The organism is Amycolatopsis aidingensis (assembly GCF_018885265.1).
GTDB lineage: Bacteria > Actinomycetota > Actinomycetes > Mycobacteriales > Pseudonocardiaceae > Amycolatopsis > Amycolatopsis aidingensis.
The window spans coordinates 1,018,190-1,036,905 of the sequence record NZ_CP076538.1; the positions used below are offsets into that span (position 1 = coordinate 1,018,190).

An 18,716-nucleotide genomic window follows, 5' to 3' on the forward strand; every position below is an offset into this window, starting at 1 on the left:
CGACGTCAGATGTCTCAAAAGTGCCGTTCGCGACGTTGAACGTCCGGAAAGCCACGTTCAGGCCGCTTTCAGCCGGTGGCGGGGGCGGTGTCGCCGGTGAAGCGGGGGTCGAGGTCGCCGGTCTCCCCGGCCATGGCGGCGCGCCTGCCCAGTACGAACACATACGCCAGGAATGCCGCCTCGGCCACTACGCCGATGCCGATCCGGGCCCAGCCCGGCAAACCGGAGGGCGTCACGAACGCCTCGATCACCCCGGAGATCAGCAGCACGCAGGTCAGCCCGAGGGCGATGGCCACCACCGCGCGGCCCTCCTGGGCCAGTGCGGCGGCCCGCCCGCGGCGGCCGGGGTCGATCACCGTCCAGCCCAGCCGCATCCCGGCCCCCGCGGCCACGAACACCGCGGTCAGCTCGAGCAGGCCGTGCGGGGTGATCAGGCCGAAGAACACGTCCAGCCTGCCCGCCTCGGCCATCAGCCCGGCCGAGACCCCGAGGTTGAGCGCGTTCAGCCAGAGGATCACCAGCACCGGCACGCACAGCAGCACCCCCAGCAGCAGGCAGCCCGCCGCCACCCAGGCGTTGTTCGTCCACACCTGCGCCGCGAACGCCGTCGCCGGGCCGCTGGAGTAGTAGGACTCGAAATCCCCGCCGGGCGCGGTCAGCCGCCGGATCTCCTCCGGGGCCGCAATGCCGGCGCGGACCCGGGAGTCCTCGGCGATCCACACCGCGAGCACGCCCGCCACCAGCGCGAAGGCAGCCATCGTCGCCAGCCACCAGCGCCTGCCCCGGTACACCGCGGCCGGGAAGCGGCGGGAGAAGAACAGCCCGATCTCGCGCCAGGCCGGGTTGTGCGTCCCGGTCAGCGCCGAGCGTGCCCGCGCCACCAGCGTGGACAGCCTGGCCAGCAGCGCCGGATCCGGCGCGACCGAGCGCACGATCGAAAGGTGCGTCGCGGCGCGCTGGTACAGCAGCACCAGCTCGTCGGCCTCCTCGCCGCGCAACCGGCCGCCACGCCGCACCAGCTCGGCCAGCCGGTCCCATTCGGCCCCGTGCTCGGCGACGAACACATCCACGTCCACCAGACACCACCCGCGCGGTCCGATACGTCCCCCCGAACCATACAGTTGACGGGTGCCCCGAGAGTCCGAGCTGATCACCGGCGACGCGGTAGTACTCGAACTGCGGGTGGCGCGGCTGGCCAGCCGGTGTGTCGCCTTCGTACTCGACGTCCTGCTCCAGGCTGCGCTGCTGCTCGGCGTGCTGTTGCTGCTCAACCTCGTCGGCGGGGTGGACGGCACCCTGCTCACGGTGATCATGCTCGTGCTGCTGGTGCTCGTGGTGGTCGGCTACCCGACCATCGCCGAAACCCTCAGCCGGGGCCGCACCCTTGGCAAGCTGGCGCTCGGCCTGCGGGTGGTGCGGGACGACGGCGGCCCGATCCGGCTGCGGCACGCCCTCACCCGCGCCCTTGCCGCCTTCTTCGTCGACTTCTGGGCGCTCGGCCTGCTCGGCGTGGTCGCCTTCGTGGTGTCCTTCTGCTCGAAGAACGGCAAACGGGTCGGCGACTTCCTCGCGGGCACCCTGGTGGTGCGGGAACGGGTGCCCGCGACCGCGGCGCCGGCCATCACCATGCCGCAGCCGCTGGCCGAATGGGCCGCCCAGCTGGACCTCTCCGGGCTGCCGGACGAGCTTGCGCTGGCCGCGCGGCAGTACCTCGGCCGCTACTACAAGCTCACCGAACAGGCCCGCCAGCACCTCGGCGGCAGGCTGGCCGAGGACGTCGCCCGCGCCATCGGCGCCCCGGTCCCGATGGACGCGCCCCCGTGGGCCTACCTCTCCGCGGTACTCGCCGAGCGCCGGGCGCGGGAGTACGCCCGCCGCTCCGGCCACCGGCAGCCATCCCATGACCCCGGCGACCAGCCACCCGGCCGGGACACGGGGAACCCGCCGCCCGAACAGCCGGGCCCGTTCGCCCCGCCGGGGTGAGCCGCAGGCCATGACAGCCTTCGCGGGGACAGTGGCGGGGGCGGTCGGCATAGCGCTGCTGCTGACCGGCCAGGGGATCACCCAGCAACAGCCGGGGCCGTCGGTGGACGTCTCCCTCACGGTGGAACGGGACGGCGCCCTGATGGTCACCGAGCGGGTGCGGGTGCCCCGCGGCGAGGTGCGCCGGTCGGTTCCGCTCCGGACACCCGGTGCGGCGGGCGAGCGGGTGCTCACCGTCGAGCGGCCGCGGGTGGCCGGGACCGGGAACGCCGAGGCGAGCGAGGACACCCTCACCATCCGCCTCGGCCCCGGCGAGTCCACGGTCAGCTACGTGGTGCGGGGTGCGGTGATCGACGCGGCCGGCGGGCAGCGGGTCCGCTGGCGGATCGCGGGCGGCTGGAACACCGGACTCGCCGGGCTGACGGCCGCGCTCGCCGCGCCGGCCAAGGACCTTTCGGTCACCGACTGCTTCGCCGGACCATCCGGCTCGGCCCGCGCCTGCACCTTCGCCGGGGTGGACCACACCGGCGTGCTGCGGGTCGAGCAGGACGGCCTGGCCGCCGGTGACCGGCTCGACCTCGTCGCCGGGCTGCCACCGGGCACCGTCGCGGCCAATGCCCGCTTCGAGCCCGCGCCCACCCTCGCCGGGGCGTTCGCGATCACCTGGGTCGGCGGTATCGCCCTCGGGGTGCTCGCCCTGCTGCTGGCCGCGGGCGCGCTCGCGGTGCGCACGCTGCGCGGGCGGGACGCCGCCGCACTCGCCGCCGAACCCGGCCCGGTGCGGGTGCTGCTGGGCGAGGGCGAGCGGAGGGTGTTCGCCTCCCCGGACGGGGTGCTGCCCGGCCAGGTCGGCATGGTGCTCGGCGAGCGGGCCGACCCGGCGGACATCGGCGCGATGGTGCTCGACCTCGCGGTACGCAACTACCTGTGCATTGCCGAGGTCCCCGGCCCGGACGGCCCGGTGGACTGGCGGATCGGCAGGCGCAGCCCGGCCGACGCGAACCTGTGCGCCTCCGAGCGGGCGGTGCTGGCGGCCCTGTTGCCGGAAGGCACCGAGCACACCACCCTCAGCGAACTGGTGGCGGCCGGCAGCCTGGACCCGCTGCCGATCCGCGCCGCGCTGCGGCGGGAGGTGGTGCGGCAGGGCTGGCTCGGTGCGCGCGCGGGGACCGGGCGCGCACCGCTGACCCGGCTCGGTACCGGGCTCGCGGTGGCGGGCGGCGGCCTCGCCCTGACGCTCGCGTTCACGGTGGGGCACGCGCTCACCGGGGTCGCGCTGCTGCTGGCCGGGCTCGCACTGATTGCCGGGTCGCGGCTGCTGCCGCGGCGTACCGCACGCGGCCGCGCCCTGGCCGGGCAGCTGGGCGGCCTGCGGCGCTACCTGCACGAGGTTGACCCGCACGACCTCCCGGCGGGCGAGCGGGAACTGGTGTTCGCCCGTGCGCTGCCCTACGCGGTGGCGCTCGGCGAAACCGAGCGCTGGCTGCGGGCCTTCGGCGAACCCGCCCCGGTGCCGGACCAGCTGCCCGCCGACCTTCCGCTGTTGCGGACCGCGCTGTTCGGGCTGCTTGCCGAGGCCGGGCACCCGCGTTCCCCACGCGGGACCATCCGGGCGGAGGGCTGAGCCATGCCGTTCACCGGGGTACTGCTCACCGCGGGCCTGCTGCTCGGTCTTGCTCCCGCGCCGCCGCTGCCGACCCTGCCACGCAGCGTCGAGGTGGAACTGAAGGTGCACCGGGACGGCTCGCTCGCGGTCACCGAGGCGGTTTCGGTACCCGCGGGGGAGCGGATGCGGCGGCAGGTTTCCCTGCGGATCCCGTACGGCGACGCGCGGCAGCGGGTGCTCGGGGTGCGGGACATCAGCATCGAGGGCAGCGGTTCGGCCGAACTGACCGAGCGGCGGCTGCGGATCGAGCTCGGTGGCGGCACCTCCGTCGTCCGCTACACCGTGGACGGCGCGGTCAGCGGCGGCGGGTTTCCCAGGGTGCACTGGCGCCCGGCGAGCGGCTGGGACACCGATCTCGAGCTGGTCCGCGGTTCCTTCGCCGCGCCACGCATCCCGGATGCGCTGGACTGCACCGCGGGAGCGCCGGACGCGCCGCGGCCCTGCCTCGCCGCGCAGATCGACCACGCCGGCCTGACCCGGTTCAGCCAGCGGCGGCTGCCGGCGGGGGAGCGGATGGAGCTCACCGTGGACCTGCCGCCGCGGACCGTGCCGCCGAACGCCCGGATCGAGCCCGCGCCGACCCTGGCCGGTGCCTTCCTGCTCACCCCGGCGGTCGGCTGGGCCTGGGCCCTGTTCGGGGTGTTCCTGCTGGGGCTCGCGGTGGCGCTCGGCCTGCTCCGGCGTGCCGACACGGTCGCCCGCACCGGTCCGGTTGCCGCCACCTCGTCGCCGGACCCGCCGCCGGACCTGCGGCCGGGGCAGGCGGGGGTACTCACCGCGGGCAGTGCGGCGGCCGCGGATGCCGTTGACCTTGCGGTCACCCTGCTCGACCTGCGCGAACGCCGGCCCGCACGGCCGAGGGAGTTCGAACGGCTGGCCGGGGCGGAGGCCGGGCTGCCCGCGTTCGGCGCCGCCGTGCGGGCGGATCTGGTGCGACACCGTTTCCTGCACGGCTCCCGGCCGGTGCGGGCCGGGACGCGGATCATCGGCTACGGGGCGTTCCTGACCCTTGTGCTCGCGTTCACCGTGGGTTATGCCCAGCTCGGGGTGGTGCTCGCGGCGGCGGGTGCCGCCGTGGCCTGCTGGGGCCTGTTGCTGCCGGCACGCACCCGGCGGGGCCGGGCGGCGGTGCGCGCGTTGCGGGGCAGCGACCCGCGGCGGGTCCCGCTGCCCTGGGCCGTCGCGCTCGGCGCGCCGGGTTCCGAGCCCGGCAGGGTCGGCGAGGTCACCATGCTGATCGGGCGGCTCGCGGGTTCCGCCGGTAGGCGTGGGCGTCGATCGCCACCGGCGTCGTAGGGTGGTCGCATGGCCGTACCCGAGTTAACGCGACTCACCCTCGACAACGGCCTGCGGGTCGTGCTCGCTCCGGACCGGACCGCGCCGGTGGTCGGCGTGAGCGTGCACTACGACGTGGGCTTCCGCTCCGAACCGGAAGGACGCACCGGATTCGCGCACCTCTTCGAGCATCTGATGTTCCAGGGGAGCGAGAGCCTGGAGAAGCTCGCCCACTTCCGGCATGTTCAGGGCAGCGGCGGGATATTCAACGGCTCGACCCACCCGGACTACACCGACTACTTCGAGGTGCTGCCCTCCGCCGGGCTGGAGCGGGCCCTTTTCCTCGAGGCCGACCGGATGCGGGCGCCCAAGCTGACCAAGGAGAACCTGGTCAACCAGATCGACGTGGTCAAGGAGGAGATCCGGCTCAACGTGCTGAACCGGCCGTACGGCGGGTTCCCGTGGATCCTGCTGCCGCCGGTGCTGTACTCCACCTTTCCCAACGCGCACAACGGTTACGGCGACTTCACCGACCTGGAGCAGGCCTCCATCGACGACTGCGCCGCGTTCTTCGACACCTACTACGCGCCTGCGAACGCGGTGCTCACCGTGGCCGGTGACTTCGAGGTGGACCGCGCCACGGAGCTGATCGAGAAGCACTTCGGGGACGTGCCGTACCGGCCGGTGCCGCCGCGGCCCTCGTTCGCCGAGCCGCGCCCGACCGGGGAACTGCGGGGCAGCCACAGCGATCCGCACGCCCCGCTGCCCGCGCTGGCCGTGGGGTACCGGATGCCGGATCCGGTCAACGAGCTGGACGGCTACCTGGGCAACCTGGTGCTGTCCGGACTGCTCGCCGACGGCGACGGCTCCCGGCTACAGCAGCGGCTGGTGCACCGCGAGCCGCTGGTCACCGACATCAACGCGGGTGCGGGGCTGTTCGGCCCGTTCGAGGCCCGCGACCCGGACACCTTCTCGGTCACCGCGGTGCACCCGCACGAGGTGTCGCCTGAGCAGGTGCTCGGCGCGCTGGATGAGGAGCTGGAGGCGCTGGCCGCCACCCCGCCCGACGAGCAGGAACTGGCCAAGATCACCGCCAGGTGGAGCGCGAGCCTGCACTCCGAGCACGACCGGCTGATCAGCAGGACTCTCGCGCTCGGTTCCTTCGAGTTGCTTTACGGCGATCCGGCGCTGGTGTACGGCCTCGCCGACCGGATCGCTGCCGTGACCCCGTCCGATGTGTCCGCGGCCGCCAAGGCGCTGCGCCCGGACGCCAGGGCCGTGCTCGTGGTCGAGCCGGCGCAGGGAGGTACCCAGTGACGAGTGCGACGCATCGCAGCGCCGAGGAGATCGGCCGCACTGCGACCGGGCCGCGCGAGGTGCCGCCGCTTGGCGAGCAGCGTGCCGCGGCCGACCTGGCCCATGTGGACACCGTGCTCGGCAACGGGCTGCGGCTGCTCGCCGTGCGCAAGGCCAATGTCCCGCTGGTGGAGTTCCGCCTTTCCATCCCGTTCGCAGGGGACGATCCGATGCACCCGGCGACCGCCGAGGTGCTCGCGGAGAGCCTGCCGACCGGAACCCGCAGGCGGGACCGGGTAGCGATCGACACCGAACTGGCCCTGATCGGCGGCGAGCTGGCCACCATGGTGGACCCCGAACGGCTCGCGGTGAACGGCAGCTCGCTGGCCAGTGAGCTGCCGACCCTGCTCGACGTGCTGGCCGATGTGCTCACCGAGGCGTCCTATGTGGACAACGAGGTGCACAGGGAGTCGGCAAGGATCGGGGAACGGCTCGCGGTGGCTCGCACCCAGCCACGGGTGATCGCCAGGGAGGCGTTGCAGCGGCGGCGGTACGGCGACCACCCCTACACCCGCGAGGTGCCGCAGGCCGCCGATGTCGCCGAGGTGACCCCGGAGCGGGTGCGGGCGCTGCACGCGGCGGCGGTGCTGCCGCGGGGCTCGACCCTGGTGCTGGTGGGAGACATCGATCCGGACACCGTGGCCGCCGACATCGAGCGGGCGCTGGCGGACTGGCACTCGCCGTCCTCGGCCTCGGTGCTGCCCGCCCTGCCGGAGCTGTCCGGCGGGGACGCGCTGCTGGTGCCGAGGCCGGGTGCGGTGCAGTCGCAGATCCGGCTGTCCGCGCAGGCGCTGCCACGCACCGACTCCCGCTACGCCGCGCTGCAACTGGCGAACCTCGCCTTCGGCGGGTACTTCTCCTCCCGGCTGGTGGAGAACATCCGGGAGGAGAAGGGCTACACCTACAGCGCGCACTCCGGGTTCGAGTTCACCGGGAGCAACGCCACCGTGCAGGTGGACGCCGACACCGCGAGCGAGGTGACCGCCGCCGCCCTGCTGGAGACCCGCTACGAGCTGGGCAGGCTGGGCCTGGTGCCGCCGACCGCGGAGGAGGTGGAGACCGTGCGGCAGTACGCCATCGGCTCGCTGCTGATCGCCACCTCCTCGCAGTCCGGGCTTGCCAGCCAGCTGTCCGCGCTGGCCTCGGTCGGCCTTGGCGTGGACTGGCTGGCCGGGCACCCGGAGCGGCTGGCCGCGGTCACCGCCGACGAGGTCGCCGAGGCGGCGCTGGAGTTCTTCGCCCCCAAGCGGTTCACCGGTGTGGTGGTCGGCGATCCGGACACCCTCGAACCGAAGCTGTCCGCGCTCGGGAACATTGCGGTGGAGCGCGGAGCGTGACCACTCAGCCGTTCCAGCTCGGTACCCTGCCGACGCTGTCGCGGTCCACTGTGGACCGGCAGGAGTCGTTGCGGGCCGATCCGGAGCGGCTGCTGACGCGCTGGCCGAGTGCCAGGGTGGTGCTGCTGGACGACACCGGGCGCACCCCGGTGCCGTTCGGCGAAACCGCCCTGGCCACCCGCAAGGCCGCGGCATACGGCGACCGGCCACCGGCGGAGGCGACGTTCCTCGGCGAGTGGCAGGGCGTGGACTACTGGGGCCTGCCCGGCGCGCCCGATGGCGAGGTCGAGCCGGTGCCCATGCGGGGCAGCTGGGGCGTCACGGACAGCGCACCCGGCGCGGACGGCGAGGTGTGGCTGGACCTGCGCGGGCACGGCGACCTGCTGGACGACACCTCGGCCGGGTTGTTCACCACCGCCCTCGCGCTGCGCAACTGGCACCGCAGGGCGCGGTTCTGCGCCCGCTGCGGCGGGCAGACCCGCCGGATCCAGCACGGCTGGGCCGCGGTGTGCGACGCCTGCGGCCGGGAGGAGTACCCGCGTACCGACCCGGCGGTGATCTGCCTGGTGCACGACGACTCCGGGGTGAACGGGGAGCGGGTGCTGCTGGCGCGGCAGCCGAACTGGCCACCGCATCGCTACTCGGTGCTCGCCGGGTTCGTGGAGGCCGGGGAGTCCCTGGAGAGCTGCGTCACCAGGGAGATCCGCGAGGAGGTCGGAGTCGAGGTCTCCGATGTCCGCTACCTCGGCAGCCAGCCCTGGCCCTTCCCGCGCTCGATCATGCTGGGCTTCGCGGCCAGGGCGGACCCCGCCGCCCCGCTGCGGCCCGCGGACGGCGAGATCGAGAGCGCCCTCTGGGCCACCCGCGCGGAGTTACGGGAGACCTTCGCCAACAGCCAGACCCGCAACGGGGACGCCGTGCCCACCCCGATCGGCGGCGGCGCGGGCCGGATGCTGCTGCCCGGCAACTCCTCCATCGCCAGGATCATGCTCGAATCCTGGACCCACGCCCACCCCTGACCGGTGCTGTGAGTGGCCCGTTCACTGCGCCGGTCAGGTGAGGTGGAGGGAGCGGGCCATGCTGCGGAAGGCGGGAAGCTGGTCCGGATGCGCCTGCGGGCCGAAGTCTCCAGCGACAAGGACGTAGCCACTCTCGTCGAACACGACCGCGGCGTAGGTGGTCCTCGCGCTGCTCCACCGGGACGGCGGCCTCGCCAGGGGAAGGCGTCGCGACCAGTTTCGGCACCGCGGGATCACCGGGGGCCGCCTGCTCCCCAGCGGACGTCGGTCAGCACCTCGCGCAGGTCGGCGGGGGACAGTGGATCGTCCGGCTCCAGGGTGCCGCTCAGCATGACGAGTGCGTCCTCGGCCGCGAACACCACGATCGTCTTGCCGAAGGTGCCCTGCGCGGCCCGCTGGATGCCGATTGCCGTAACGCCGGGGAACCCCGCAATCGATACATCCCGCTGGACCTCGTCGAACCGGAAGCCTTTCGCCTCGGCCTGCGGTTCGGCAAAACCCGCGGTGACCTCGGCCAGGCCCTGCTCCGGGGTCTTGTCCGGTAACGGCAGCTCGTTGACCACGACGGTCGTCCTGGTCCCCTTCCTGCTGATTCCCGGAAGGCTCTCGTCGAGCTGCATTCCTTCGGGGACGCGCAGGGACGCCTTGGTGCGCGGGATCGGGGTGTGCTCGGCGGCGGTCACCTCCGAACTGGGCGTCGCGCGGGTGGTGTTCGTCGCCGGAACCGGCCCGTCCGGCTCGTCGCCGGTGGCGCAGCCGGTGAGGGTGAGCAGGATGGTGAGCAGGCCGATCGCTGGTGCGGTTCTCCGGGTTCGCATCCCAGCAGGTTAGCCACGGCGGTCAGAGGTCAGAGCAGGGCGCCGAGGGGGAGGATCAGGGCGATCGCCACCACGGAGATCACCGTCTCCATCAGCGACCAGCTCTTGATGGTCTGCCCGACCGACAGCCCGAAGTACTCCTTCACCAGCCAGAAACCGGCGTCGTTGAGGTGCGAGAAGAACAGCGAGCCAGCGCCGATGGCCAGCACCAGCAACGCGCTGTGCGTGGGGTCCAGGGTGGCCGCCAGCGGGGCCACGATTCCGGCCGCGGACACCGTCGCCACGGTGGCCGAACCGGTGGCCAGCCGGATGGCCACCGCGACCAGCCAGCCGAGCAGCAGCGGGGAGAAGTCCGCCCCGGTGGCCAGCCGGGTGATCACGTCCCCGACCCCGGCGTCCACCAGGGTCTGCTTGAACCCGCCGCCCGCGCCGACGATCAGCAGGATGCCCGCGATCGGTGGCAGCGCGTCGGCCAGGGTGGCGGAGAGCTTGCCGCGGGTGAACCCGGCCGCGCGGCCGAGGGTGACCATGCCGAGCAGCACCGCGGCCAGCAGGGCCACCAGCGGGTTCCCGACGAAGTCCAGCACCCTGCGCACATGGTCGCCCTCGGCAAGCAGGATGTCGGCCAGGGCCTTGCCCATCATCAGCACCACCGGCAGCAGCACCGTGCTCACGGTGGCAAGGAAGCTCGGCGCCCGGTCCCGGCCGGTGCCGGATGCCCCCGGTGCGGCCTCGGGAACCAGGTGCGCGGGTGCGGTCGCGTCCGGCACCAGCCGGGCGGCCAGCCGGCCGAACAGCGGACCGGCGACGATCACCGTGGGGATGGCCACCAGCACACCGAGCGCGAGGGTGATGCCAACGTTGGCGTTCAGCGCCCCCGCCGCGGCCAGTGGGCCCGGATGCGGCGGCACCAGGCCGTGCAGCACCGAAAGGCCCGCCAGCGCGGGAATCCCGAGCAGCATCAGCGGCTTCCCGGTCCGCCGGGACACCAGCAACACCACCGGAATGAGCATTACCAGGCCGATCTCGAAGAACATCGGCAGCCCGATCAGCGCGGCCACCAGCGCCATCGACCAGGGCAGCAGCCGTCGCCCGGAGCGGGAGATGATGGTGTCCACGATCTGCTCGGCACCGCCGGAGTCGGCGAGCAGCCTGCCCAGCATGGCGCCGAGCGCGATCAGCACCCCCACCGAGGCCACGGTGGAACCGACCCCGTCGGTGAAACTGTCGATCAGGCTGTCCACCGGCATCCCGGCCACCAGCCCGAGCAGCCCGGAGCTGAGGATCAGCGCCAGGAACGGGTGCAGCTTCAGCTTGGTGATCAGGACGACGATCAGCGCGATGGCCAGCAGGGTGGCCGCGATCAGCCGGGTGTCCTGCCCGGTCCACGCGGCGGCGAGTGTGTTCACGGACTGCCCTCGCTTTCCTTCCGGAGTGCGATACGCACGATGTCCTCCGGAGGCGTCGCGATATCCGCGGTCAGCCCGCGCTCGTCCGGCTGCAGCGGTTCGAGGTCGGCGAGCTGGGAGTCCAGCAGGGACACCGGCATGAAATGGCTGGAGCGCCCCGTCATCCGGCCGGCCAGCAGCTCCCGGTCCCCGTGCAGGTGCAGGAACCAGACCCGCTCGTCCACTCGCAGCACGTCCCGGTAGGACCGTTTGAGTGCCGAGCAGCTGACCACCCCACCGGTCGCGGTACGCGCGGCGATCCACTCCGCGATGGCCGCAAGCCACGGGGCCCGGTCGGCGTCGGTGAGCGGGGTGCCCGCGGACATCTTGGCGATGTTGGCTGCGGGGTGGAAGGAGTCGGCCTCGGCGTACTCGACGCCGAGTGCGGCGGCGAGTTCGGTGCCGACGGTGGTCTTGCCGGAGCCGGCCACGCCCATGACGACGATGACGCTCATGGAGGGAGTGAACCTCAAAAGTAGTACTTATTCAAGAGAAAGTAGTACTTAATCGAAACAGGCGGGTAACCTGGGGGAAACGGCGAAACTGGAGGTGGGGTGGCCGACAGCAGGCACACGCTGATGCTGGACGCGCTGGGTGCGGCGATCGTGAGCGGTTCCCTGGAACCGGGGGCCGTGCTGCGGGTCGAGGAGCTACAACAGCGGTTCGAGGTGTCCCGCACGGTCGCCCGCGAGGTCGTCAGGGCGCTGGAGGGAATCGGCCTGACGACCAGCAAGCGCAGGGTGGGGGTCACCGTGCGGGAGCCCGCGGGCTGGAACCACTACGACCCCCGGCTGATCCGCTGGCAGCTGGACGGTCCGGGGCGCGCGGAGGCCCTGCGCACGCTGACCGAGCTGCGCAGCGCAGTGGAACCGAGCGCGGCCAGGTTCGCCGCCCTGCGTGCCTCGCCCGAGCAGCGGGGCCGGTTGCGCGCGCTGGCCACCCGGCTGGCGGGCACCGCCAAGGCCAAAGACCTGGACACTTTCCTCGGGCACGACATCGAGTTCCACCATCTGGTACTGACCGCCTCCGGTAACCCGATGTTCGGTCAACTGTCCGAAGTGGTCGCCGAGGTGCTCACCGGCAGGACCGGGCACGGGCTGATGCCTGCCGAACCGCGGCCCGAGGCGGTGGCCTGGCATGCCGAGGTCGCCGCCGCGATCGAGGCGGGGGACGCGAGCCGGGCCGAACGGGCCATGGGTGACATCGTCGTGCAGGCCCGGGACGAGATGCTCGAGCTGCTCACACCGCCAGACCCCTAGGTGGGGTACCGGCGTCGTTCGGTACCGTCAGGCGGGTGAGTGGGGCGAGGGCGATCGGACTGTTGCTGGGGGTGCTCGCCGACGGTGCCATCGGCGGCCGGAAGCGAGTGGGACCCGCCACCGGCTTCGCGCGGCTGGCCCGCGGGGCCGAGCGAAAACTGTATGCCGACCGGCCGGTCCCCGGCGTGCTCTACGCCGGTGGGCTGACCGCGGGGGTCGTGCTGGTCGGGCTGGCCGCGGAACGCCTCGGGCGGCGCGGCCCGGTGCTGCGTGCCCTTGGCACGGCGACCGCCACCTGGGCCGCACTGGGCGGTGCCGCGCTGGCGGCCGATGGCACCGAGCTTGCCCGCGACCTGGAGACCGGCAGCCTGGAGGCGGCACGGGCCCGGCTGTCCGAGCTCGACCTGCGGGAGACCGCGGGGCTGGACATGATCGGGCTGTCCCGCGCCTCGGTGGAGGCGGTCGCGGAGAACACCTCGGACGTGGTGGTCGTGCCGCTGCTGTGGGGCGCGCTGGCCGGGATACCGGGGGTACTCGGCGCCCGCGCGGTCACCGTGCTGGTCCGCACGGTCGGCCCGCCGAACCGGGTCGCGCTGCCGCCGCGCTACCGCCGCTTCGGATGGTGCACCGCCCGGCTGGACGAGGTGGTCAGCCTGCTGCCGACCAGGGCAGCCGCCGCGCTGACCGTGGCCGCCGCCCCGGTCGTCGGCGGCTCCGGCGCGGGCTCATGGCGGGCATGGCGCCGGGACACCGCGGCGCACCCCGGCCCCAACGCGGGCCGGGTAGAAGCCGCCTTCGCCGGTGCGCTGGAGATCCGGCTCGGCGGGCGCACCGCGTACCCGCACGGCACGGAGGAGCTGCCGGTGCTCGGCGACGGCCGCAACCCGGACGCGGGCCACGTGACCCGCGCCGTGGAACTGTCCAGGGTGGTCGGCTGGCTGGCCGGGCTCAGCTCGGCCGTGCTCGCGCTCCTGCTCGGTCTGCGGCGCCGGCATCGCCGGTAGTTCCCAGCCGTTCGGCCTCCTCGTCCTCGGCGAGGATCTGCGCCACGGACTTGCGCCGGGCCGGCTTGTCCCGCGGCCGCTCGTCCAGCGCGCCCCCGGGTTTCAGCTCGCGGATGGTGAAGTACAGCCAGCCGAGCAGGGCCATGGTGCCGAATGCGATCCACTGCAGGGCGTAGGCGAAGAACGGACCCGCCTCCAGCTGGGGCAGCGGCAACGCGCCAAGCACGCCCGGCTGATCCGGCTCCAGCTGCAGGTAGCCGGGGCGGATGTCCAGTCCGGTGGCCCTGGCCACCACCTTGGAGTCCACGCTGTAGCTGTGCAGCCGCCCCGCGGTGGAGTCATTGGCGAAGGCGTCCCGCCGCTGCGGGTCGGTCTCGTCGATCCGGACCCTGCCGACCAGGTCCACCCGGCCCTGCGGTGGCGGCTGGTACGCGGGCACCCGGCTGCGCTCGTCGGGGCGCACGTACCCCCGGTCGACCAGCACCACCCGGCCCTCGGTGGTGCGCAGCGGGGTGAGGATCTCGAAGGCGGGTTCGCCCTGCACCGTGCGCAGTCGCGCGATCACCTCCTCGCCCGGCAGGTAGCTGCCGGTTACGGTGACCCGTTTCCACTGCGTGCCCTCGTCCGGGGCGGTACCGCCGGGCAGCACCTCGGCCAGCGGCCGGGGCCGCGCGTCGAAGGAGGCCTGCAGCGCGGCGTTGCGGGTCTCCCGCTCGGTGTCGCGGCTGAACTGCCATGGCGCGAGCAGGGTGTAACAGGCGGTGGCGAAGGCGAACACCACCACCGTCAGGGCCAGCCAGCTCGGCCGCAGCAGGAACTTCAACCGCACCCCTCAACGGTAAGCGGTGTGCTGCGCAGCGGGCACGGCGCGGGGTCAACCGAGCTGTAGCGCGTCCCCCGCGGCGGCAAGCGACTGCCGGGCGTACCCGCCGCCGAACACCGCGGCGTGCATCAGCAGCGGGAACAGCTGGTGCAGCGGGATCCGGTCCCGCCAGTCCTGCGGCAACGGGGCGCCCGCGTCCGCGGCGGCCTCCAGGTACCCGCCGAGCACGTACTGCAAGGAGGTGAGCCCGAACAGGTGCAGCATCGCCAGGTCGGTCTCCCGGTGCCCGCCGTGCGCGGCCGGGTCGATCAGCCAGGCCTCGCCGTCGGACGCCCACAGCACGTTGCCGCTCCAGGCGTCCCCGTGCAGCCGGGCAGGCGGCTCCGGCGGGCCCGCCAGCTCGGGCAGCCGCGCGCAGACCCGGTCGAACACCCCGGCCTGCTCCCGGTCGAACAGCCCCTGATCCACGCACGAACGCACGTACGGCTCGATCCGGTGTGCGGCGAAGAAGGACGGCCAGTCCTGGTGTGGCTCGTTGCGCATCGGGGCGAGCCCCATCCAGGCGTCGGTGGGCCCACCGGGTGGGGCGGAGCCGAACGCGGGCGCCCCGCGCCGGTGCAGCGCACAGCCCGCGGCCGAACCGCTCGGCGGCCGGTTTGCTCGGCACCCCGGTGGAGATGTGCTGGAGCACCAGCCACTCCTCGTCGTAGCCGTGCACCTCGGGGATCGGGACGTCCCTGTACTCGGCCAGCCAGCGCAGGCCGGCGCCCTCGGCGGTGGCCGCGCCCTCGCCCTGGCCACGTTTGGCGACCACCTTGCGCCCGTCGGCGAGGGTTACCGCGAAGGCCGCGCCACCGATGGGCTGGGCCATGGTGGCCCGCTGCCCGGTGAACCGCTCCGCGGCAGCACGCTCGGTGCTCATTTCCCGGCTCCTGGGTGCTGGTCCCGCACCCAGTCGAGCAGGCCGGGCACCGACCGCTCGATCATCCCGAGCACCTCCGCGAAGCCGCCGTCGGCGCCGTAGTACGGGTCGGGCACCTCGGCACCCTCCGGCGCGGTGGGGTCGAACTCCCGCAGCATCCGCACCCGCTCCGGGTCCGGCGCGAGCCTGCGCAGGTCCCGCAGGTGCGAGGCGTCCGCGGCCAGCAGCAGGTCGGCGTCCAGGTGCCGCTTGTCCACCTGCGCTGCGATGTGCTCACCGTGGTAGCCGTGCGCGTCCAGGGTGGCCCGCGCCCGCGGGTCGGCGGGCTCACCGGCATGCCACGGCCCGATCCCGGCGCTGCTCACCCGCACCTGCTCGGCGAGCCCGGCGCGGCGCAGGTGCTCGGCGAACACCAGCGCGGCCATCGGCGAGCGGCAGATGTTGCCTGAGCAGACGAAACAGATGTGCAGTACGGGAGAGTCGGTCACGAGCGCGGTCTCCGCATCAGGTGTCGTCGGGATGGCATACCGAGCGCACCGCCCGCTCCAGCGCGGAGCGGTGCAAGGGGTCCAGCGAGCGTGCCTCGCCGACCGTGCACAGCCAGGCAGCGTACATGCGAGGATCGTCGCTATGTCAGTGCCAGTCTCCGACGTGATCGCCGCGCTCGAAACGGCCTACCCGCCCGCGCTCGCCGAGTCCTGGGACGCGGTCGGCCTGGTCTGCGGAGACCCGGCCGAGCCCGCGGACCGGGTGCTGGTCTGCGTGGACCCGGTCGAGGAAACCGTGGCCGAGGCCGAGGAAGTCGGCGCCCGGCTGATCGTCGCGCACCACCCGCTGCTGCTGCGCGGGGTACACGGGGTGGCCGCGGACACCGCCAAGGGGCGGCTGGTGCACCGGATGATCCGCGCCGGGATCGCGCTGTACTGCGCGCACACCAATGCCGACTCCGCCAGCCCCGGGGTTTCCGACGCACTGGCCGAGACCATCGGCGGGCTGCGGGTGCTGCGTCCGCTCGCGCCGCACGCGGACGGCGTCACCGGGATCGGCCGGATCTGCGAGTTGACCGAGCCGGAGCCCTTCGGTGTCTTCGTGCGGCGGGTGGCGGAAGCTCTGCCGGACACCCGGCCTGGGGTGACCGGGGCAGGCGATCCGGAGCGGGTGCTGCGCACCGTCGCCGTCTCCGGTGGCGCGGGGGACAGCTATCTCGGCCAGGCGACGGCGGCCGGGGTGGACGCCTATGTCACCGCCGATCTCCGGCACCATCCGGCCGGGGAGCACCTCGGCGCGCCCGGCCCGGTGCCTGCGCTGGTCGGGCTCACCCACTGGGCCAGCGAGTGGCCGTGGTGCGGGCAGGCAGCGAACGTCATCGAGTCCGCCGGTGCGGGTACCGTCGACATCCGCGTCTCCACGCGGTGTACCGATCCGTGGAACCTGCGAGCGAGCTGAGGGAGAAACATACAGTGAAGGCGGAATCTGCCGTCCAGCGCCAGCTACTCGACCTGGCCAAAGCCGATGCCGACCTGGACAGGGTTGAGCACCGTCGGCGTACCCTCCCCGAGCTGGCCGAGATCGCCGAGGCGGAGAAGACCCTGCGGGAGCGCAAGGACGCGCTGGTGGCCGTGCAGACCTCGGTTTCCGACCTGGACCGCGAGGTGGCCCGGCAGGAGAGGGAGGTCGATTCGGTCCGGGCGCGCGGGGAGAAGGACCGCAAGCTGATGGAGTCCGGCTCGGTCGGCGCCAAGCAGCTGACCGACCTCGAGCACGAGGTGGCCACCCTGCAACGCCGCCAGTCGGCGCTGGAGGACGACCTGCTGGAGCTGATGGAGCGCAAGGAGGCGCTGGAGCAGGACGCCCAGCGCACCGCCGCCGAGGTGGACAAGGCCGAACGGGACCTGGCCGAGGCGGCCAAGCGCAGGGACGAGGCGCTGGCCGACCTGGAATCGACCGAGGCCAAGCGCAAGGCCGACCGGGAGGCGCTGCTGCCCCGGTTCCCCGAGGACCTGCTGGCGCTGTACCACCGGGTGCGTGAGCAGAAGGGGATCGGCGCCGCGCTGCTGCGATCCCGGCGGTGCGGGGCCTGCCAGCTGGAACTGGACCGCAACGCCGTCTCCGAGATCAAGGCCGCGGCCGAGGACGAGGTCGTCCGCTGCGAGAACTGCGGGGCCATCCTGGTGCGCACGATGGAGTCCGGGCTGTGACGACACCTCAGGTCATCGTCGAGGCCGACGGCGGTTCCCGGGGCAACCCCGGGCCCGCGGGCTACGGCGCGGTGGTGAAGGACGCGGCCACCGGGAAGGTACTCGCCGAACGTTCCGTCGGCATCGGCGTGGCCACCAACAACGTGGCGGAATACCAGGGGCTGATCGCCGGGCTGGAGGCAGCCGCCGAGCTCGGGGCGTCCACTGTGGACGCACGGCTGGACTCGAAACTGGTCGTGGAGCAGCTGTCCGGCCGGTGGAAAATCAAGAACGCCGCCCTGCAGCCGCTCGCGGAGCGGGCCCGCGAGCTGGTGCGGCGGTTCGAGCGGGTGCGGTTCGAATGGATTCCGCGCGCGCAGAACGCGCACGCGGACCGGCTGGCCAACGAGGCCATGGACACCCAGGCCGGGATCGAGACCGGGCCCGCGCCGGAACCCGAGCCCGCGCGGGCGGAACAGACCGAGCTCTGGCCGAGCGCGGACCGATCCTCCCCGGCGGGGTGGACGGGTGCGGTGGGCGAGCCGACCAAACTGTTGCTGCTGCGGCACGGGCAGACCGCACTGTCGGTGGAGCGGCGCTACTCCGGGCGGGGCGATGTGCCGCTCACCGAGCTGGGCGCGCAACAGGCCGCGGCCGCGGCCAAGCGGTTGTCCACCATGGACGGCCTGCTGGTGGAAGGCGAACCGGTCCCGATCGTCACCTCGCCGCTGGGCAGGGCCCGGCAGACCGCGCAGGCCGTCGCCGACGCGCTCGGCGGCGCCGTCACCGAGCATGAGGGGCTGACCGAGACCGACTTCGGCGCCTGGGAAGGGCTGACCTTCACCGAGGCCGCGCAGCGGGACCCTGAGCTGCACCGGGCCTGGCTGGGCGACGCCTCGGTGCCGCCGCCGGGCGGGGAGAGCTTCGACGCGGTGCAGCGCAGGGTGCGCCGGATGCTGACCGAGCTGACCGAGACCTACGCCGGGCGCACCGTGGTGCTGGTCAGCCATGTCACCCCGATCAAGACCGTGCTGCGCATCGCGCTGGACGTCGGCCAGTCACTGCTGTTCCGGCTGCACCTGGACCTGGCCTCACTGTCGATCGCCGAGTTCTACCCGGACGGCAACGCCTCCGTGCGCCTGGTGAACGACATCTCGCACCTGTCCTGAACGGCCGAACCGGTGGGGCTGCCGGGCCGGTCCGGGCACGGCGATATCCTGGTGAGCGCGGGCGAGTTGGCAGGGCGGCCGCGGTAGCGCGCTACGGCGCGGTATCGAGGAAAGTCCGGACTCCGCAGGGCAGGGTGGTTGCTAACGGCAACCCGGGGTGACCCGCGGGAAAGTGCCACAGAAAACAGACCGCCTCGCCGACGCGCGGGGTAAGGGTGAAACGGTGGTGTAAGAGACCACCAGCGTCCCGGGTGACCGGGACGGCTTGGTAAACCCCACCCGGAGCAAGGCCAAGAGGGAGCGTGAGCTCCTGCGCAGGCGTTCGAGGGCGGCCCGTCCGATGCCTGCGGGTAGGCCGCTTGAGCCTGTCGGCAACGGCAGGCCCAGATGGATGGTCGCCCATCGCGGCAACGCCGCGTGGACAGAATCCGGCTTACATGCCAACTCGCCCGCCCCACCT

The 18,716-nt window shown here is 73.1% G+C and carries 17 protein-coding genes, 1 other RNA gene and 1 pseudogene; 12 read left to right on the top strand and 7 right to left on the bottom strand.

All coding sequences use genetic code 11. From position 1 onward, the window contains the following. Positions 1-68: 68 nt before the first annotated feature. Positions 69-1,076: a stage II sporulation protein M gene (locus tag KOI47_RS04985; protein ID WP_216214359.1), complete on the bottom strand. Its 1,008-nt coding sequence runs from the start codon at positions 1,074-1,076 to the stop codon at positions 69-71. Between the two features lie 52 nt (positions 1,077-1,128). Here KOI47_RS04985 and KOI47_RS04990 point away from each other — a divergent pair, with 52 nt between their 5' ends. Genes KOI47_RS04990 through nudC form a run of 6 tightly spaced genes read left to right on the top strand, consistent with a single transcriptional unit; the run spans position 1,129 to position 8,636 of the window. Next, positions 1,129-1,983 carry an RDD family protein gene (locus KOI47_RS04990; RefSeq protein ID WP_216214361.1) on the top strand — a complete coding sequence of 285 codons (855 nt, stop codon included), beginning with the start codon at positions 1,129-1,131 and terminating at the stop codon, positions 1,981-1,983. Between the two features lie 10 nt (positions 1,984-1,993). Next, complete coding sequence (locus KOI47_RS04995; RefSeq protein WP_216214364.1) at positions 1,994-3,607, top strand: DUF2207 family protein; 1,614 nt, start codon at positions 1,994-1,996, stop codon at positions 3,605-3,607. A 3-nt stretch (positions 3,608-3,610) separates the two neighbouring features. Continuing rightward, a complete protein-coding gene (locus KOI47_RS05000) occupies positions 3,611-4,945 on the top strand; it encodes a DUF2207 domain-containing protein (protein WP_216214366.1) in 1,335 nt (444 codons plus the stop codon). 9 nt (positions 4,946-4,954) lie between these two features. Then, on the top strand, positions 4,955-6,241 hold the full coding sequence (locus KOI47_RS05005) for a M16 family metallopeptidase (protein WP_216214369.1): 1,287 nt from the start codon (positions 4,955-4,957) through the stop codon (positions 6,239-6,241). Further along, positions 6,238-7,617, top strand: coding sequence for a M16 family metallopeptidase (locus KOI47_RS05010; RefSeq protein WP_216214371.1), 1,380 nt, complete (start codon positions 6,238-6,240; stop codon positions 7,615-7,617). Before KOI47_RS05005 ends, KOI47_RS05010 begins: the two co-directional genes overlap by 4 nt. Further along, complete coding sequence (gene nudC / locus KOI47_RS05015) at positions 7,614-8,636, top strand: NAD(+) diphosphatase (protein WP_216214373.1); 1,023 nt, start codon at positions 7,614-7,616, stop codon at positions 8,634-8,636. Before KOI47_RS05010 ends, nudC begins: the two co-directional genes overlap by 4 nt. 233 nt (positions 8,637-8,869) lie before the next feature. Here nudC and KOI47_RS05020 read toward each other — a convergent pair whose 3' ends face one another. The 3 genes from KOI47_RS05020 to KOI47_RS05030 are packed head-to-tail and all read right to left on the bottom strand — an operon-like array spanning position 8,870 to position 11,357. Continuing rightward, complete coding sequence (locus KOI47_RS05020) at positions 8,870-9,454, bottom strand: hypothetical protein (RefSeq protein ID WP_216214375.1); 585 nt, start codon at positions 9,452-9,454, stop codon at positions 8,870-8,872. 29 nt (positions 9,455-9,483) lie between these two features. Next, the gene (locus KOI47_RS05025) at positions 9,484-10,863 is read right to left on the bottom strand and encodes a GntT/GntP/DsdX family permease (protein ID WP_216214377.1); all 1,380 of its coding nucleotides are present in this window, start codon (positions 10,861-10,863) and stop codon (positions 9,484-9,486) included. After that, positions 10,860-11,357, bottom strand: coding sequence for a gluconokinase (locus tag KOI47_RS05030; protein ID WP_216214379.1), 498 nt, complete (start codon positions 11,355-11,357; stop codon positions 10,860-10,862). The genes KOI47_RS05025 and KOI47_RS05030 overlap by 4 nt, the downstream gene beginning before the upstream one ends. 123 nt (positions 11,358-11,480) lie before the next feature. Here KOI47_RS05030 and KOI47_RS05035 point away from each other — a divergent pair, with 123 nt between their 5' ends. Then, a complete protein-coding gene (locus KOI47_RS05035; protein ID WP_216217099.1) occupies positions 11,481-12,161 on the top strand; it encodes a FadR/GntR family transcriptional regulator in 681 nt (226 codons plus the stop codon). Positions 12,162-12,196: 35 nt separating this feature from the next. Further along, a complete protein-coding gene (locus tag KOI47_RS05040; RefSeq protein ID WP_216214381.1) occupies positions 12,197-13,165 on the top strand; it encodes a cobalamin biosynthesis protein CobD/CbiB in 969 nt (322 codons plus the stop codon). Here the strand turns inward: KOI47_RS05040 and KOI47_RS05045 are convergent. From KOI47_RS05045 to KOI47_RS05055, 3 genes and pseudogenes are all read right to left on the bottom strand, one after another. Then, on the bottom strand, positions 13,110-13,994 hold the full coding sequence (locus KOI47_RS05045) for an SURF1 family cytochrome oxidase biogenesis protein (RefSeq protein WP_216214383.1): 885 nt from the start codon (positions 13,992-13,994) through the stop codon (positions 13,110-13,112). The genes KOI47_RS05040 and KOI47_RS05045 overlap by 56 nt on opposite strands. Before the next feature lie 45 nt (positions 13,995-14,039). Further along, positions 14,040-14,910: pseudogene (locus KOI47_RS05050) on the bottom strand (fructosamine kinase family protein). Next, complete coding sequence (locus tag KOI47_RS05055) at positions 14,907-15,398, bottom strand: low molecular weight protein-tyrosine-phosphatase (protein ID WP_216214385.1); 492 nt, start codon at positions 15,396-15,398, stop codon at positions 14,907-14,909. Before KOI47_RS05055 ends, KOI47_RS05050 begins: the two are co-directional and overlap by 4 nt. Before the next feature lie 142 nt (positions 15,399-15,540). Between KOI47_RS05055 and KOI47_RS05060 the strand changes: the two genes are divergently transcribed. From KOI47_RS05060 to rnpB, 4 genes are all read left to right on the top strand, one after another. Continuing rightward, positions 15,541-16,356 (top strand): Nif3-like dinuclear metal center hexameric protein, encoded by an 816-nt coding sequence (locus tag KOI47_RS05060; protein WP_408629891.1) that lies wholly within the window; start codon positions 15,541-15,543, stop codon positions 16,354-16,356. Positions 16,357-16,370: 14 nt separating this feature from the next. After that, entirely contained in the window at positions 16,371-17,108 is a 738-nt protein-coding gene (locus KOI47_RS05065) for a zinc ribbon domain-containing protein (protein ID WP_216214387.1), read from the top strand. Then, a complete protein-coding gene (locus tag KOI47_RS05070) occupies positions 17,105-18,256 on the top strand; it encodes a bifunctional RNase H/acid phosphatase (protein WP_216214389.1) in 1,152 nt (383 codons plus the stop codon). The genes KOI47_RS05065 and KOI47_RS05070 overlap by 4 nt, the downstream gene beginning before the upstream one ends. 62 nt (positions 18,257-18,318) lie before the next feature. Then, positions 18,319-18,708: RNase P RNA component class A (gene rnpB, locus KOI47_RS05075), an RNA gene on the top strand. Positions 18,709-18,716 lie beyond the last annotated feature (8 nt).